Below are 16,629 nucleotides of genomic sequence, written 5' to 3'. Positions count from 1 at the left end.
TGCGCCCGCCGTGGGTCCAGGTCCCCAGCGCCAGCTACCTCACCGATCAGGAGACCGGCTGCGGGCTGATCTACGACACCAAGGTGCCTTACTCGAAGGACGTGCTGGGCCGGCGCTATGGAAATTTCGGCCGCTACGCCCAGAAGTTCGAAGACGCCAAAGCCGTTTCGATCAAGGAAGGGTACTTGCTGCCGGAAGATGCGGCGGGCCTGCATCCGATCGCCACCCCCCAAGATTTCTAAGCCACTGCGGAAGAAAAGCCGATGTCCTCTTCACTCATCATTGCCTGGATCTATGCGTCGCCGTTGAGCACTGCCATCCGCGACATCCTGTGGGTCATCCCCACGGTGCAGAGCATTCATATCATCGCCATCACCGTGCTCTTCGGCTGCGCGCTGATTTCCGATCTGCGACTGGCGGGGGTATTCGCCGGCGACGAGCCCTTGCGCGGCGTCGTACGCCGTTACTACCCGTGGATGCGCAACGCGCTGATCGTGCTGCTGTGTACCGGGTTGGTGATGATCATCGCCGAGCCTGACCGGGTCCTCGTCAACTCGACGTTCTGGCTGAAGATGGTGCTGGTGGTGACGGCGTTCAGTGTGACCTGGCTGCTGCGCCGCCCCCTGCTGCGTCCTGCCGGCCAGGCCGGCGGCGACGCGTCGCGCCCGGTCAAGGCCTTTGCGTGGCTATCGATCGGCCTGTGGTGCGTCGTGATCATCTGCGGTCGCTGGATCGCCTACACGATCTAAGCGTTTTCAACCCACGTTCTCAGGTATTCGTCATGGATATTCAACCCCTGCTGCAAGCCGTCCAGGACACCCCGGTCGCGACGTTCATTCGCGAGTCAGGCTCGGCGTTCCCGATGCTGGAGTCGGTGCATGTGATCGGCATCGCCATCGTCTACGGCACCATTGCCGTGGTCGACCTGCGCCTGCTGGGCGTGGCCGCCCATCGGCGCGGCGCGCTGAAGCTGATCCAGGATTTGCTGCCGTACACCTGGGCCGCATTCGTGGTCTGTGTGATCACCGGCCTGCTGATGTTCTGCGCCAACGGCACCACCTATGTGCAGAACACCGCGTTCCTGTTCAAGATGGGCCTGTTGATGCTGGCGGGGATCAACATGGCCGTCTTCCACCTGGGGGCCTTTCGTCGAATCGCCGAATGGGACACGACGCTGCCACCGCCCGGCCAGGCGCGCATCGCCGGCTTCAGCTCATTGCTGTTGTGGGCCGGGGTGGTGTTCCTGGGCCGCTGGATTGCGTTCCTCTGATGGCGCGCCCGAGCACTGCAATCACACAGGTGCGCCCGCGTTCCGGCGGCTGGGAGTCCCTGGCCCTGGTGCTGGCGACCCTGGCCGTCGTCGCCGGTGTGGCCGGCTATGTGCTGCTGCGCCCGGAAAGAGTGGGCCCGCCCACCCCGCTGAGCTGGCAGGTGCGCTCCTTCGATGGCTTGGGTGCGGTCGACCAGGCGATTCACAGCGCGCTGTTGCCCGCCGGTGAAGAAATCATCTGGTCCAACAACGATACCGGCGGCTGGATCACCCTGGAGCGCGCGCAGAAACTGCTGTTGCCGCCCTTCTACCGTGACGCTTTCTGGAAGGCCAATGGCGAGGTGCACTGGCAATTGATCCTGCCCGGTTCCCACCTGGCCCATCAGGGTGGCGACGAGGATGCCCATGGGGCGGACCAGCCCGTCAGCGACGTCTCCCAGGCCACCCAGGGCCAGGGCGCGACGGTCTACTACGGCTCCGGCGGCCATGCACCGGGCCAGAGCGCCTACCTGCTGGTCATCGGTCACGCCCATGCCGGGGTGATGTGGGCCAACCAGGCAACGATCTGGGTCCACCGTGACCCGAACGCACCCTACCCCGCCATCGTCAAGCCCGAATCCCTGGTCGGCGAAGGCTGGCGCCAAGTCATCCCCTACGACGGCGCCAGCGAAATCGAACGCGTAAAAGGAACCCAGCCATGACTGTTGCCCTGAAACACCGCGCCCTGTGGCGCCGCTGCATCGCGCTGCTGGTGCTGATACCCGCCATCGCACTCGCCGGCCCGGCCTTCGCCTCGGCGAAGAAACTCAGGATCGGCATCACCCTGCATCCCTACTACAGTTTCGTGGCCAATATCGTCGGCGATCGGGCCGAAGTCATTGCTCTGATCCCGGCAGAGGCCAACCCGCACAACTACCAGCCGCAGCCCGATGACATTACCCGCGCGATGAATATCGATGTGCTGGTGGTCAACGGCATCGGCCACGATGAATGGGCCTTCCAGATCATCAAGGCTGCCGGCCGCACGCAGACGCTGCCGATTATCCAGGCAAATGCCACGGTGGCGCTGATTCCCATCGGTGGCGACCAGGAAGGCGTCAAGGTGGTCAACCCGCACACCTTCGTCTCCACCACGGCGGCGATACAGCAGGTGTTCGAGATCGCTCGCCGGCTCGGAGAGCTGGACCCGGACAACGCCGCGGTGTATCGAAAAAATGCCCTGGCGTATGCGGGCCGTATCCGCGAGCTGCGCGCCGGCTTCATGACGCGCTTCGCCGCGCTGGACCTGTCGTCGTTCCGCTGCGCGACAACCCATGCCGGCTACGACTACATGATGCAGGAGTTCGGCCTGTTCGTGAGCGCGGTGATCGAGCCGCGCCACGGCGTCGCGCCGACGGCACGCCAATTGGCCAACACCATCGAGGCGATCAAGAAGGCCAACGTCAAGGTGCTGTTCGCCGAGAAGAACTTTTCCCTCGACCTGGCCAAGCCCATCGAAGCCGCGACCGGCGTGAAGGTGTTCGCCCTGTCCCATATCACCGGGGATACCTACAGCGCTGACGAATTCGAGGTGGCGATGCGCGACAACCTCGAAACCCTGGCGCAAGCCGTTGAGTACACCCAGCAATGAATGCGCTGAAGGAGGACTACGGGATGCGCGGCCCCGCCATTGTGTTCGACAACGTCTCCCTGCGACTGGGAGGTACGCAGGTGCTCGACCAGGTAACGATGCGCATTGAAGCCGGCGCCTTGCACTGCCTGGTAGGCCCCAACGGCGGCGGCAAGACCTCACTGGTGCGTGCGCTGCTGGGGCAGATGCCGCATACGGGGGCGATCCGCTTCGAGGGTGAGGTCACCACGCCCATGGGCTATGTCCCGCAATTGCCGGACTTCGACCGCAACGTGCCGATGACGGTCAACGACCTCATGGCCATGCTCGGTCAACGCCGGCCGGCCTTTCTCGGCGCAGGCCGCGCCGCCAGGGCGGCCAACGCCCAGGCCCTGGCGCGGACCGGCATGGCGGGGATGGGTAAAAAGCCGTTTGGCAGCCTGTCCGGCGGACAGCGCCAGCGCGTGCTGCTGGCCCAGGCAATCAGCCCGGCGCCGTGGCTGCTGATCCTCGATGAACCGACCGCCGGGATCGACGAAGCCGGTGTGCGCCTGGTGGAGGCGCTGGTGGCCGAACTGAACGGCCGTGGAGTGACGATCCTGTGGATCAACCACGACCTGGAACAGGTCAAGCGAATCGCGCAGTCCGTGACCGTTATCAACCAACGGGTGCTGTTTCACGGCCCCGCCGATCAGATCGACAACCGCCTGGAGGCCATTCGATGAATGCCTTGTACGACTTTATCCGCGACCACCTGCAGGCGCTCGCCGCGAGTCACCTGCTGCCGCAACCGTTCGAGTACGAGTTCGTGATCAACGCGCTGATGTGCTCAGTGCTGATCGGACCGTTGCTGGGTGTGCTGGGGTCGATGGTGATGATCAAGCGGATGGCGTTCTTCAGCCAATCCGTGGGCAATGCGGCGATGACCGGCGTGGCGATTGGCGTGCTGGTCGGCGAATCCTACACCTCGCCGTACTTTTCGATGTTCGGCTTCTGCCTGCTGTTTGCCCTGACTCTCAAGTACACGCAGCATCGCACCACCCTGGCCAATGACACGCTGATCGGCGTGTTCCTGTCCATCTCGCTGGCGGTGGGTGCTTCGTTGCTGCTGTTCGTGTCGGCAAAAATCAACACACACGTCATGGAAGGTGTGCTGTTCGGCTCGATCCTGGCGGTGGACCATACCGACATGAACGTGCTGCTGGGCGTGACGGTGATGTGTGCGCTGATCGGGCTGCCCCTCTACAACGGCATGCTGCTCTCCAGCCTCAATCCGAGCCTGGCCCATGCCCGTGGCGTGAAGGTGCGCAGCGTCGAGTACCTGTTCGTGGTGCTGGTCACCCTGGTCACGGTCGCCTGCCTGAAGATCATCGGCGCCGTGCTGGTGGAGGCCCTGTTGCTGATACCGGCAGCGGCGGCCCGCAACATCAGCCACTCACTGCCGGGCCTGGTCACGTGGGCCGTGGTGATTGCGAGCTTTTCCTGTGTGGTCGGCATTCTGGCGCCGATGCAGTTCCATATTCCCGTGCCCACGGGCGGCGCCATCGTGATCGTCGCAGCCTTGGTGTTTGCGTTCACCATCCTTATCCGCAGTACCGCGCCTCAGTTCAGGGGGGCCAGCGTATGACCGGGTTCAATCGATCCATGCGGCCCTGGCTGGCATTGCTGGCGGTGCTGCTGGGCGGCCTGCCGTCGGCCTTTGCGCAGGTCGGCCAGCAACAGGTACTGGTCGCCCTGCCGGCGCTGTATGCGCTGACTTCGACACTCGGCGAAGGCACCCGGATCGAAGTGGTACGTGTGCCACTGGACGCCGCCGTGCCCATGGAAAGCCAGGCCAACGCGCTGTCACGCCTGGAGCCGGCCGTGTTCCAGAACGCCGTGGCGGTGGTCACCCTGAGCAGCCTGTGGCGCGCTGACCCGCTGTATGCAACGGCTCGACGCCACAACCTGCGCCTCGTCGAGATCGATGCGTCGCGCTCATGGGACAGCCTCAAACCGGGCGTCGCCGTGACCCGCACGCCCTCGAACGATGTGCCCTGGGCCGGCAACCGCAACGGCGATGGCGGCCCGTCACCCTACGCCTGGCTCGGCCCGGTCAATGCCATGCGCATGTCGGCGCTGATCGCGGCCGACCTGGCGCGCCTGTCACCCGCCGATGCGCCGCGGATCGAGCGCAACCTCGCCGCACTCGACGGCCGCTTGCGCCAACTGAAGGCCGACTACGGTGCCCGGCTGCTGCAGGTGCCGGACCTGCGCGTGCTGTCGCTGGCCAGCGAGCCGGTCTACCTGTTCGGCGAGTTCGGCGTGTATGTGGACGGTTGGTTCGTGCGCCAGGACATCGACTGGACTGACGCCGACCTTGCCGCCCTGACCCTCTACCTGCGCGAGCGCGAGATCCGCGTGGTGGTGCACAAGTGGGCGCCCGACGCCAGGATTGCCCAGGCCATCGAGGACGGCGGCGCCCACCTGCTGATCCTGGACATCGGCAACCCCGGCCTGCTCGCCAACACGGCCAACGGCTACCAGGCGCTGCTGGGTACGAACCTGGATGCCTTGCTGGTGGCCTTCGCGACCGTTCAAGCCGCGACGCCCCAGTGATCAACGTTGACCATGGAGACTGAAAACCTTATGAAAACGCGAGATGTGCTCCACCCGATCCTGCTGGCCGGCGCACTGCTGTTCTGCCAGGCCGCCGCAGCCCATGGCCCCGTGTTCGACTGCTATATCGAGCACGACGACTGGGTGAAGTGTGAGGCGGGTTACACCGATGGCAGCTCCGCCGTGGGTCACAAAATCCATGTCCAGGACACCCGCAACAGGGTGTTGCTCGAAGGCACCGTGGACCAGGACAACAGCTTCACATTCCAGGCCCCGGCCGGAGCCTACTCCGTGGAGTTCCTCGGTGGCGAGAACCATGGCGCCACGATCCAATCCTCCGACATTACACAGTGAAATCGACCATGACCATCAAACGACGACTGCTCCAAGCCTTTGCCGCCACGGCCTTCGGTTGCATGACCTGCGCCGCGCAGGCGCATTTCCAGATGCTCTACGTGGAGGACACGGCGCTGCCCCGCGCGGACAACCTGGAATTCGCCATCGTGTTCACCCACCCGTTCTCCGCCGGACCGACCATGGTCATGGGCGAACCCCTCGCCTTCAACCACACCAGCGCCCACGGCGCAGAAAAAATCGACCTGCGCAAATACCTGCGACCGGTGCAGTGGCAGAGTCGCGACAACCAGGCCACCGCCTACCGTGCATCGATCCCACGGGAGCTGGTGCGTTCCCTGGGTGACCATGTGTTCGTACTCGAACCCGAACCCTACCTGGAAACCGCCGAAGGCGTGTACATCCAGCAGTTCACCAAACTGATCGTGAACGTCGGCGGCGTCCCCGGCAGCTGGTCGGAACCCCAGGGGCTACCGGTTGAGATCCAACCGCTGAACAAGCCCTATGCCAACTGGACCGGCGGCGTGTTCCGTGCCGTGGTGCTGGCCGACGGCAAGCCGGTGCCGTTCGCCGAGGTTGAAATCGAATACCTCAACCACTCCGTCGACATCAAAAACAACGCCTTCGGCCAGCAGGACCATGTCACGGCCCCCCAAGCCTCGTTCAAATCCCTGAGTACGTATGCGGATGGCCAGGGGGTCGTCACCCTCGGCCTGCCCCGTGCCGGCTGGTGGGGCATTGCGGCACTGAACATAGGGGCAACGAAAACCTATAAGGGCAAACCTTTGTCCCAGGACGCCGTGTTGTGGGTGCAGGCAAGGGACATGAAATAACCCCGGCAGCCATCCATGCGCCTGACCGGCCCCTAGGCCCGCGCCCCGATCAACACCAGCACCCCACCCCACTGCGTCACCCTGATCGGCAAGCTTTGCTCCAAGGCCTCCAGGGTCTGGCGCGCATCATCCAGCGGGAACCGGCCACTCACGCGCAGCTGCGCCACCGCGGCATCCAGGCGCACGATGCCCTTGCGGTAGGGCCGGATCGCTTCCACCACGCTGGCCAGTGTCTGGTTGCGCACCACCAGCCAGCCGTCGAGCCAGGCGGTTTCGGTGGCGGCCATGGGCACTTGGGTGAGGATGCGCTGGTGGTCGAACAGCGTGCTCTGGTGCATGGCCACCCGTTGCTGCGCACCGCCGTCGAAGTGCAGCACCGCGTCGGCATCCAGGGTGACCAGGCGCATCGCGCCGTCCTGTTCACTCAGCATCAGGCGGCCCGTGGTGGCACTGATATGGGCGGCGCGGGTCTTGACCTGCAGCGGACGCAGCAGGTTCACCAGCATTTCGCCGGTGCGCAGTTCAAGGCTGTGCGCGTCCCCGGCCAACGTCGAGACCACCTCGCTGCGGGCATTGAGCTTGAGGGTGCTGCCATCGGCCAGTTGCCAGGTGCGACGCTCGGCCGTGCCGGTGGCGTAGGTCTGCCCCGCGTCTTCAAAACGCCAGCCCCACCCCGCGCCGGCCGCCAGTCCCAGCGCACACAGACTGGTACGCAGAAATGCGCGACGGCTGTTGGGTTGCTCCAGGCTGCGCAGCAACTGCGCGCTGGAGCGCCCGCGCCAGGGTGAGGCCTTGAGCTGATCGAGACCGGCGAGCAGTTGCGCATATACCTGGCGATGATGGGCCGAGGTGCCCCGCCATTCATCCAGCGCCTGCTGCTGGGCGGGGCTGAAGTCGCCGGACTGGATCTGCACCAGCCAGCCGATGGCTTCCTCGGCCACCGGGTCGTTCAAAGGCTGTTTGCTCACTCGCTCAACCCCAGGTAACAGGCGCGCAGGGCCTGGGTCATCAATTGGTGGATGCGCCCCAGGGACAGGCCCAGGCGTTCACTGATCTGCGTGTAGGTCATGCCGTCCAACTGGCTGTGCACGAACACCGCCTTGGCTTGCCCCGACAGGCCGTCCAGCAGCCGGTCGATGGCCAACAGGCTCTCGATCAGAATCAGTTGTTCCTGGGGTGATGGGTGCACGTGTTCGGGCACGTCGGCCAGGATCTGCAAGTAGGCTTTTTCCAGGTCGCGTCGGCGCCAGCTCTCGTACATCAGGCGCTGGGCGATGGTCGTCAGCAGCGCGCGCGGTTCGCGAATGGCCGTGGGGTCGGGCAGCATCCACACCTTGAGGAAGGTCTCGGCGGCGATGTCCTCGGCGCTGTGGCTGCAACCGGTGCGGTACGACAAACGCGCACACAACCAGCTGTAGTGCTGCTGGAAAATCTGGCCGATAAGGCGGGTCTTGAGCAAAGCATTCGGGTCCATAGGTCCATAATCTTCATGGACTGCACACGCCAGCGGACAAGTGGTGGTGGGCCTGTCGGTTTGAGGTAGACCTGCGTCCGGGCAGGTGAGTCCAGTTTGCCCCAGGGGGCATCACCAGATAAAAGAATAAAAAAAGCCATCAAGCTGCATTTTCTGCATAACCTTCGGCGCTTTTACGGGCACGCCAAAGCACCGCCTGCGGCTGTCGCAGGCGATGCGGCGCGTGGCTCAGTGCGTGGCCAGTTGCGCCTCGCTGCGTTCCTGTTCGCGCAATGGGCGTACCAGCCAGGTGACCACCACGGTCAGCACCAGCAGGATCACCGCCAGCGCCCAGAGCACGCCATGGAAGGCACTGTCATAGCCGCCGATAAACAGGCTGTGCACCGCCCCCGCCTGCTCCGCGCCCAGGGTTTGCAGGGACCCGGTGAGATTGCCGGCGGCGACGTCGTCGATCCAGCGTTGCAGGGTCGCCGGGTCGGGCGCCAGGCGGCTCAACGTGCCGCGCAACTGGCTGTCGAGCAAGGTCGCCAGCAGCGAGCCATACAAGGCCACCGCAATCGCCTCACTGCCCAGGCGGAAGGTGTTGAGCAGGCCCGCCGCCATCCCGGCCTTCTGCTCCGGCACGGTCTTGAGCGCCAGGCCATCCACCAGCCCGGCCGACAGGCCCATGCCGATGCCCACCAGCAACAGCGGCACTGCCAGTTGCCACAGCGCCACACCGACCTGGCTGACCAGCGCCAACGCCACCACACCGACCAACAACGCAATCAGGCTGGCCTTGAGAATGCCGATCGCCGACACCCCGCGTGCCGCCCACTTGCCCGCCAGGATCGGGCAAAACAGCATCGGCACCGTCAGCAGCAACATCGCCAGGCCCGCATGGGTCGCGCTCAATTGCAGCACGCCGAACAGGTAGCTCGGCAGGTACGTGAGCAAGGTCACAAAGCCGAACGACGCCGCCACGGTGACCAGCGCCAGGCCGACAAAGGGCCCGCGCGCCAGCAGCGACAGGTCGAGCATTGGCTGCAGGTGGCGACGCTCCTGCCAGGTAAACACCGCCAACAGCACCACGGCGACCGCCACCAGGCCGAGTACACCGCGGCTGCTCCAGCCCCATTGCGAGCCCTGCACAATCGCCACCATCAGCGCCAACAATGCCAGCACAAACAGCGTCGCACCCGGCACATCGAAGCGCGCGGTGTGTTCAGCCAGCACGCCATCGCGGGTAATCAACGGGCTGCCCAGCAGCACGATCACCAGGGTCACCCCATGGGCCCAGAAAATCGCGCGCCAGCCGACGCTGTCCAGCAGCAGGCCGGACAAGGTCGGGCCCAGGCTCACGCCCAGGCCGGCAACGGTGCCGAACAGGGCAAACGCGCGCAGCCGCGCCGGGCCGCTGAAGTGGGTGGACAAAATCGCGATGCCACAGGAAAAGATCGCCGCCGCCCCGATGCCCGCCAGCCCCCGCGCCGCATCCAGCAGCCAGGCACTCTCGGCCACGGCGGACAGCACCGAGGCCACCACGTACAGCGAAGCGCCGGCGACAAAACAGCGTTTGCGCCCGAGCCGATCCGCCAGCGCGCCCCACGCCAGGGTGAAGCAGGCAAACGCCAGGTTGAACGCATTGACCACCCATTGCAGGCTGGTCAACGGCGCCTGGATGTCGGCGCCGATGGCCGGCAACGCGAGCGCCGTACCCGAGATGGAACTGGGCACGACGAAGATCGCCAGCAGGATGATGGTCAGTAGAGCCGTATCGGCAAAGGTCGTTTTCATGGGTCCTTCCAAGGTCAGGTTGAAGTGAAGCCGTGCACCGGCAAGCGGGCAGGACGGCGCAGGATGATGCCGTCGACCCAGGGCACCTGGTCCGCCGGCACCGCCAGGCGCAGGTTCGGGAAGCGCTGCACGAGGATCTGCAACACCGTGGTGATTTCCAGGCGCGCCAGGGCGGCACCCATGCAGTTGTGCATGCCGTAGCCGAACTGCAAATGCCGCGCACCCTTGCGGTCCAGGCGGATCGCCAGGGGCTCGGGGAACGCCGCCGGATCACGGTTGGCGGCAAACGCATCGGCGTAAATGATGCTGCCTGCGGGAATCAGCCCCCACGGCCCTTCCAGGTCGACGCTGGCCAGGCGCGGGAAGGTCGAGATGGTGCCCAGGGGAATCAGGCGCAGCAGTTCTTCGACCGCCTCCGGGATCAGCGCCGGATCGTCGACCAATTGCTGCCACAGCTCAGGGGCCGCCAACAGGGTGTACACCGATTTGGTCAGCACCGTGAGGATGTTCTGGTCGCCGCCGATCAATACCCCCAGGAGGATGCCCACCAGCTCCTTGTCGTTGAGCGGCGGCTCGCTGTCGGCACGGGTCGCGACGAAGCGCTGGATCAGCCCATCGGGATCGGTGGGCCGCGCACCGGTGACCAGGTCTGTCAGGTAGTTGTACACACCCCAGAACTGGTTCAGCAGCTCCGGCACATCGGCGTCCGACGCCACCTGCACGGTGTGGCTGAGGGGCCGGTAATACTCACGGTCACTCAAGGGGATGCCGAGCAACTGGCAATCCACGGTGGCGGGGATGTGGTCAAGCACATGGGCAAACAGATCGGCACCGGGCGCCTGGTGCTGCAATACATCGAGGCGTTCATGGGTGGCGTGTTCCACCTTGTCGCGCAGCAACGCCACGCCACTGGGGCTGAAGTCCCGGGCCACCACCTTGCGCAGGCGACCATGGTCGGGGATGTCATTGTTGAGCAGCAGTTCAGGCGGCGTGATGGTCGGCAAAAAGCTCGCGCCGTCTTCTTCGTTGCACGGCGCGCGTATCGCGCGGTTATCCAGCAGCAACGCCTGCACGTGTTCGTAACGGGTCAGGTGAAAGGCCAGGTGGCCGCTGGGCAGCAGAATCCTCGGCAGGCCATTGGCGGGGCTGGCGGGTTGATAGGCCGGCGGTGCATCCAACTGCGGGATGCGTGCCACGGTGACCTCGGGTCTGGCGATCACGGCGATATTCATCAGGCAGGCTCCACGGCAGGTTGCAACAGGCTGACAGCGGTGAGGCGCTGCAGCTGGGCGAGCGCCTGGTGGTTGTCGATGAAGTGCAGCACTTGCCAGCCAAGCGCGGCGGCGGCTTCGATGTTTTCCGCGACGTCGTCGATCAACAGGCTGTGCTGCGGCGCGACGCCCGAGCGCGCGGTCGCCACCTGGAAGAACGCCGGCTCCGGCTTGCGGCTGCGCTCCTGGCTGGAATCGACGATCAGGTCCACCACCTCATCCAGGCCCACCATCGCCCGCCAATGCCGCTCCCACTCCACCACGTTGTTGGTGAGGATGCCGACGCGAAAACCGGAACGCTTGAGTGCGCGCACGGCGGCCACCAGCGGCGCATTGGCCGGCACCCCGGCGAACCATTGCGCGCCGAAGGTGTGCAGGTGAGCGCGGGATAAATCGACCTGCGGGTCACGGCGACGCAGGGCCTGCGCCAGGCGCTCGCCCCACTCGCGCTCGGTGAGCAAGGCACTCTCCACCGGCGCGAGCATGGGCACGCCCAACTCATCGGCCACATCGCCCATGGCCTGTTGCAGCACGTGTGGAGCCAGGCCGGTCTTGACCTGGTATTGCTCGAACAGCGCCGGAATCGGCGGCGACAGCACGCCACCGAAATCGAACCAGATAAATTGCAGGTCGCTCATCGCACACCTCCCGCCACCAGGGCCAAGGGTTGGCTGGCGACCAGCGGCAGCAACTCCAGCTCAGCGGTGGCAATCACCGCGCCGCCCTGCTCGACCTCCAGCGCCAGGGTGATGCGACCGTGTTCGTCGCGGGCCAGGGAGGTCAGGTCCGCACGGACCTGGGTTGGCAAACCAAACTCACCGAAGCGGGTGAACACCACATGGCAGCGGGATAACAGCAACTGCTCGGGGCCCACCTGCAACTGCCGGTCCGCCGCCACCAGCGCCACTTGGCGGAAGCCTTCGAGCAACAGCATGCCGGGGATATGGTCGAGGGGGTGGTCGAAGATCGCCGGGTTGTTCAGGTCGACGATCAGCGGCGCCACCAGCGTCGCGGCGCCCTGCTCCAGTTCACGGCCGAGCACCACATTGTTCAGCCAGTGACGCCCTACGGCGGATGGACTCAAGGGTGGCGGCAACTGTGCCAATGGGTCGGCGTTGGCGGGAATCGCCGCCAGGCCACGGGCACGCATCTTGTTCCAGGCCGCGCCGCTCATCCAGCGAATGCTCATGCGTTCGTGGCGTGCAGCCACTTCGCCATTGATGCTCAGGGACATGTTCAGGGTCACGCCACTGCGCTCGCCGTGGCGCAGGTATTCATCCACCACGTAGACATCGATCTCGGCGGATGCCGGACGATCCCCCACCACCAATAAACTCCGGTCGGTCACGCGGGTCACACTGTCCAGGTAGATAAACTTGTCCTGGGCGCTGACGTCGAGGAACGCATGGGAAATATAAATTGACGCCTGGCGGAATACTTCCAGCAATAACAGCATGTCGTAGTGTGCGGCGCGGTGGGTATGTTCACTGAAGTAACTGTGGGTACGCGGTAGTTGGGCGCTGCAGCGAAAGTGTCCTTCCTTTACCAATTCCGCGCCGGTCAGGAACACTTCGCTGACGGCGGCACGGTGCACCATGCTGCGCGGCACGGTGTTTTCGCAACGAATAGCCAGGGCTTCAGACATAGCAATCTCCTCCTTTGATTACCGCGAGAAGGCTAAGCTGAAACGTTTTTTCGCCACAACTGACCGAACGGCCAGGTCGTTGGACATGAACCTGTAGAACTTGCACTTCAGACATGGGTATCTGTCTCCTGATGAGCTTCTCCGTAAGCGTGCAGACCGCCGTACACGTTCATCGCGGTGAACGTTGTATGCTTTGCGCGGACAACCCGTTCTGGCTGTCAGTACCCTTGTGCAGATAGTCCCTTATATTTTCACTGCGCACTTAGACCCATTTGATCGAAGCTTATAAGCGCAACTAAATCATCTAGACACCCAACTAATCGTTCTAACTTAGTAGTGAAAATCCACACGCGAAGTTGCTCAAGGTCGTAAAGAACATCACGACCCGGAGCAGATTCACATGTTGAAAACAGGATTCACCCTGGCGCCTTTGGCGTGTGCATTGGCCATGGGCGGGCTGACGCTGCCAAGCCTGGCGTTGGCGCAAAACGACGCGGCGTCGGTACAACGGGTGATTGACTTCAATATCCCCGCAGGCCCCCTGGATGAGGTGCTGCTGAGCATCTCCCAGCAAAGCGGCCACCCTATCGCCTTCGACCCGCCGCTGGTGGAAGGCCGTGGGAGCCGCGCGATCCAGGGCCGACTGAGCCAGGAACAGGCGCTGGGCATTGCCTTGGGCGGCTCCCCGTTGGGCTTCAGCCAGACGGCCAGCGGTGCGGTATTGATCCATCGACTGGCCGACCCTGCAGCGGCGGCCAACAGCCAACCGCTGGCGCCACGCCTGAAATCCGTGGAGGTGATCGGCACCCGGCGCAGCGACGTCACCGCACTGCAAAGCGCGGCCCCCGTGGATGTGATCAGCAGCGAGCAACTGCAGCGCGCCGGCACCGATAACCTGGCCAAGGCCCTGGAAACCCTGGTGCCGTCGGTGAACTACCCGCAGGTCAACGGCACCGATGGCGTGTCGTCGCAGCGGCCGGTGTCGTTACGTGGGTTGGCCGCCGACCAGGTGCTGGTGCTGGTCAATGGCAAGCGTCGGCATGCCTCGGCGTTCGTCAACACCAAGGCCACCCTGGGGCGTGGCTCACAGGCGGTGGACTTGTCGACGATTCCCGTCAGCGCCGTCGACCATATCGAAGTGCTGCGCGATGGCGCCTCGGCCCAATACGGCTCGGATGCGATTGCCGGGGTGGTCAATATCGTGCTCAAGGAGCAGGACCACGGCGGCGCCGTGCAAAGCACCTTCGGCCAGTACACCAAGGGCGATGGCTTTCGCCGGTCGGTGGGGGGCTGGAGCGGTTTCACCTTGCCCGGCGATGGCTTCCTCACCCTCAGTGGCGAAGGCCTGCGCAGCGAACGCACCTCCACCGGCGGCACCGATGGCCGGCAGTTCTACCCCAGCGGCGACGCCCGTGAAGCGGATGCCGACCGCCATTGGCGCTACGGCTCGCCGGGCCTTGAAGACTGGAACCTGGCGCTGAACAGCGGCCTGTCCCTGAGCGACACGGTCGACCTGTACGGCTTCGCCACCTACCAGGACCGTACCGGCGAATCCCAGGCAACCTTTCGCCGCCCCATCGACCCCAACAACCTGGTGGCCGTGTACCCCAACGGTTTCCTGCCACTGCTCGACGTGCGCTCGCGGGATGCCTCGGTCACCGGCGGCGTGAAGATTCGCGATGAGCAACTTGGCAGCTTTGACCTCAGTGCCAACTACGGGCGCAACCGCATCGACTATCACCTCAGCGATTCGCTCAACGCCAGCCTCGGCGCCGCGAGCCCGACGAGCTTCAATGCCGGGGCGCTGGTCAATGAGCAAACCAACGTCGGGCTGGACCACATCAAGGAACTCAAGGTCGGCTGGGGCGCAGGCCCGCTGGTGTTCTCCAGCGGCCTGGCGTGGCGCAACGAAGCCTATGAAGTGATCGCCGGCGACCTCGCCTCCTGGACCCACGGCAGCGCCCTGCCCGCCCGTGCCGGCGGCGCCCAGGGCTTCCCCGGCACCCAGGACAGCGACGAAGGCCGTTATGCCCGCCATGTGTTCGGCGGCTACCTGGGCCTGGAGCAGCAAGTCACCGACAAACTGCAACTGGGCCTGGCCGGGCGCAGCGAGCACTACGACGATTTCGGCACCACCAGCACCGGCAAGTTCTCCGCGCGCTACGACTTCACCCCGCAGTGGGGCCTGCGCTCGACCCTGAGCAGCGGCTACCGCGCGCCCACCCTGGGGCAGATCGGCACCTCGGCGACCCAGACCGAGTTCAAGGCCGGCGACCCCACCGCCTACCAGGTCGGCACCGTCAGCGTGAACACCCCGGTCGCCCGCGCCTTGGGCGCCAGTGACCTGAAGCCGGAAAAATCCACCAGCCTGTCCCTCGGCGTGGTCTGGCAGCCGCTCGAGCGTGCAAGTGTCAGCCTCGATGCGTACCACATCCGCATCAAGGACCGCATTGCCCTGTCGGAAACCCTCAGCGGCCCCCAGGTCAGCCAGATCCTCGCCAACCAAGGCTATGGCAACTACTCCGGGGTGAGCTTTTTCACCAACGCACTCGACACCAAGACCAGCGGCGTGGACCTCGCCGCCCACTATCGCCTGGACCTGGCCGACGCCAGCCAGTTGACCCTCAACGGCGCCTTCAACTACAGCAAGACCCAGGTCACCGACATCAAGGACAACCCCGGCCCGCTGGCCGGCACCGGCATCACCCTGATCAATCGCGAAGCCCTGAGCTATGTGGAAAGCGCCTCGCCCAACAGCAAGCTGATCCTCGGTGCCGACTGGCGCAAGGGTGCCTGGCAGGCGAGCGTCAACACGATTCGCTACGGCACCTACACCCTCGATTCCAACCTCGGCGAAGCCCGCGACCAGACCTTTTCGGCGCAATGGGTGAGCAACGCCAGCCTGTCCTACGACATCAGCCAGGCGCTCACCCTGACCCTGGGCGGCAACAATATTTTCGACAGCTACCCGGACAAGATCGACGTGGCCAACCGCTTTGTCGGCGGGCGCGTGGCCTACCAGAGCATCTCCCCGGCCGGTGCCGAAGGCGCCTTCTACTACGTGAAAGCCGACTACCGCTTCTGACTCAACCAAGGAGTTCCCATGAGCTTTGATCCTGTGCGTTTTACCCAAGTGTTCGAACACGACTTTGCCCTGGCCAAGCAACTGCTGATCAAGCACCAGGTGTTGTCGAGCAATGAGGCGGGCAATATCAGCCTGCGTATTCCCGGCGAAGCACGGCTGGTGATCGCCTCGCTCAGCGGCGCCGACAGTGGCGTGGCGGCGATTGTCGATTTCGACCTGCAACACAGCCAGGGCAGCCTCACCGACAACCTCAAGGAAGTGGCGGCGCTGCACGTGGCGATCTACCGCGAGCGGCCCTCGGTGAATGCGGTGATTCACACGCACTCGCCGTATCTCACCGCCTTCGCGATTGCCGGCCGAGCGTTGCGCCCCCATGCCACGCAGTTGCTGGGGATTCTGGATGAAGACCAGGAGGTGCCGCTGACGGCGTGGGGGCCGCGGTATGCGCCGGAGCCGGTGGTGGCGGCGTTACGCGAACATCCGCGTGCGCCAGCGGCGTTGCTGGCCAATCACGGGCCGTTTGCGTGGTCGGAGCGGGACGTGCTGGCGGCGACGCGGTTGTTGGTGAACCTGGAAGAAGCGGCCTACCTGACCTTCCTGGCGCAGCAGCTCGGTACGCCGCAGCCCTTTCCCAGCGGCGCGGCGCAGCGGTCGCGCCTGGGCTGGAGTGCGACATGAGTGCGCTCACTCGTTGCCCTGATAAAAGTGGAAGGG

18 protein-coding genes are annotated in these 16,629 nt (G+C 64.8%); 12 read left to right on the top strand and 6 right to left on the bottom strand.

Translation table 11 applies throughout. The features are described 5' to 3' along the window. From BFQ01_RS25575 to BFQ01_RS25530, 10 genes are all read left to right on the top strand, one after another. Positions 1-242: alpha/beta hydrolase domain-containing protein (locus BFQ01_RS25575; protein WP_256097781.1), on the top strand; the 242-nt coding region annotated here is incomplete at its 5' end. A 21-nt stretch (positions 243-263) separates the two neighbouring features. Beyond that, the gene (locus BFQ01_RS25570; RefSeq protein ID WP_065927413.1) at positions 264-749 is read left to right on the top strand and encodes a DUF6644 family protein; all 486 of its coding nucleotides are present in this window, start codon (positions 264-266) and stop codon (positions 747-749) included. 32 nt (positions 750-781) lie between these two features. Beyond that, entirely contained in the window at positions 782-1,270 is a 489-nt protein-coding gene (locus tag BFQ01_RS25565) for a DUF6644 family protein (protein WP_065927412.1), read from the top strand. Next, complete coding sequence (locus tag BFQ01_RS25560; RefSeq protein WP_065927411.1) at positions 1,270-1,971, top strand: DUF6162 family protein; 702 nt, start codon at positions 1,270-1,272, stop codon at positions 1,969-1,971. Before BFQ01_RS25565 ends, BFQ01_RS25560 begins: the two co-directional genes overlap by 1 nt. After that, positions 1,968-2,900 (top strand): metal ABC transporter solute-binding protein, Zn/Mn family, encoded by a 933-nt coding sequence (locus tag BFQ01_RS25555; protein ID WP_065927410.1) that lies wholly within the window; start codon positions 1,968-1,970, stop codon positions 2,898-2,900. Before BFQ01_RS25560 ends, BFQ01_RS25555 begins: the two co-directional genes overlap by 4 nt. Continuing rightward, a complete protein-coding gene (locus tag BFQ01_RS25550) occupies positions 2,897-3,604 on the top strand; it encodes a metal ABC transporter ATP-binding protein (protein ID WP_065927409.1) in 708 nt (235 codons plus the stop codon). Before BFQ01_RS25555 ends, BFQ01_RS25550 begins: the two co-directional genes overlap by 4 nt. Continuing rightward, on the top strand, positions 3,601-4,506 hold the full coding sequence (locus BFQ01_RS25545; RefSeq protein WP_065927408.1) for a metal ABC transporter permease: 906 nt from the start codon (positions 3,601-3,603) through the stop codon (positions 4,504-4,506). The genes BFQ01_RS25550 and BFQ01_RS25545 overlap by 4 nt, the downstream gene beginning before the upstream one ends. Then, positions 4,503-5,477: a metal ABC transporter solute-binding protein, Zn/Mn family gene (locus tag BFQ01_RS25540; RefSeq protein WP_256097780.1), complete on the top strand. Its 975-nt coding sequence runs from the start codon at positions 4,503-4,505 to the stop codon at positions 5,475-5,477. The genes BFQ01_RS25545 and BFQ01_RS25540 overlap by 4 nt, the downstream gene beginning before the upstream one ends. A 30-nt stretch (positions 5,478-5,507) precedes the next feature. Then, positions 5,508-5,831, top strand: coding sequence for a hypothetical protein (locus BFQ01_RS25535; protein ID WP_256097779.1), 324 nt, complete (start codon positions 5,508-5,510; stop codon positions 5,829-5,831). An 8-nt stretch (positions 5,832-5,839) separates the two neighbouring features. Beyond that, positions 5,840-6,664: a DUF4198 domain-containing protein gene (locus tag BFQ01_RS25530; RefSeq protein WP_065927406.1), complete on the top strand. Its 825-nt coding sequence runs from the start codon at positions 5,840-5,842 to the stop codon at positions 6,662-6,664. A 32-nt stretch (positions 6,665-6,696) separates the two neighbouring features. Here the strand turns inward: BFQ01_RS25530 and BFQ01_RS25525 are convergent, their stop codons facing one another. The 6 genes from BFQ01_RS25525 to BFQ01_RS25500 all read right to left on the bottom strand — a co-directional run bounded on the left by BFQ01_RS25525 (position 6,697) and on the right by BFQ01_RS25500 (position 12,830). After that, positions 6,697-7,632 carry a FecR family protein gene (locus BFQ01_RS25525; RefSeq protein WP_065927405.1) on the bottom strand — a complete coding sequence of 312 codons (936 nt, stop codon included), beginning with the start codon at positions 7,630-7,632 and terminating at the stop codon, positions 6,697-6,699. After that, positions 7,629-8,138, bottom strand: coding sequence for a sigma-70 family RNA polymerase sigma factor (locus BFQ01_RS25520; protein WP_065927404.1), 510 nt, complete (start codon positions 8,136-8,138; stop codon positions 7,629-7,631). The genes BFQ01_RS25525 and BFQ01_RS25520 overlap by 4 nt, the downstream gene beginning before the upstream one ends. Before the next feature lie 228 nt (positions 8,139-8,366). Continuing rightward, positions 8,367-9,914 carry an MFS transporter gene (locus BFQ01_RS25515; RefSeq protein ID WP_065927403.1) on the bottom strand — a complete coding sequence of 516 codons (1,548 nt, stop codon included), beginning with the start codon at positions 9,912-9,914 and terminating at the stop codon, positions 8,367-8,369. Positions 9,915-9,928: 14 nt separating this feature from the next. Beyond that, the gene (locus BFQ01_RS25510) at positions 9,929-11,146 is read right to left on the bottom strand and encodes a cytochrome P450 (protein ID WP_141691310.1); all 1,218 of its coding nucleotides are present in this window, start codon (positions 11,144-11,146) and stop codon (positions 9,929-9,931) included. Beyond that, positions 11,146-11,823 carry an HAD family hydrolase gene (locus BFQ01_RS25505; protein ID WP_065927402.1) on the bottom strand — a complete coding sequence of 226 codons (678 nt, stop codon included), beginning with the start codon at positions 11,821-11,823 and terminating at the stop codon, positions 11,146-11,148. Before BFQ01_RS25505 ends, BFQ01_RS25510 begins: the two co-directional genes overlap by 1 nt. Further along, positions 11,820-12,830: a ScbA/BarX family gamma-butyrolactone biosynthesis protein gene (locus BFQ01_RS25500; protein ID WP_027606696.1), complete on the bottom strand. Its 1,011-nt coding sequence runs from the start codon at positions 12,828-12,830 to the stop codon at positions 11,820-11,822. Before BFQ01_RS25500 ends, BFQ01_RS25505 begins: the two co-directional genes overlap by 4 nt. Positions 12,831-13,230: 400 nt before the next feature. Between BFQ01_RS25500 and BFQ01_RS25495 the strand changes: the two genes are divergently transcribed. Continuing rightward, a complete protein-coding gene (locus tag BFQ01_RS25495; RefSeq protein ID WP_083244942.1) occupies positions 13,231-15,915 on the top strand; it encodes a TonB-dependent receptor in 2,685 nt (894 codons plus the stop codon). 18 nt (positions 15,916-15,933) lie between these two features. Further along, complete coding sequence (locus BFQ01_RS25490) at positions 15,934-16,593, top strand: class II aldolase/adducin family protein (protein WP_065927401.1); 660 nt, start codon at positions 15,934-15,936, stop codon at positions 16,591-16,593. The last annotated feature ends 36 nt before the right edge of the window (positions 16,594-16,629 follow it).

It is taken from the genome of Pseudomonas sp. 8 R 14 (assembly GCF_900005955.1).
GTDB classification, from domain to species: Bacteria; Pseudomonadota; Gammaproteobacteria; order Pseudomonadales; family Pseudomonadaceae; genus Aquipseudomonas; species Aquipseudomonas marginalis.
The sequence above is the reverse complement of the archived record's forward strand: the minus strand, read 5'-3'. Positions and strand labels throughout refer to the sequence as shown.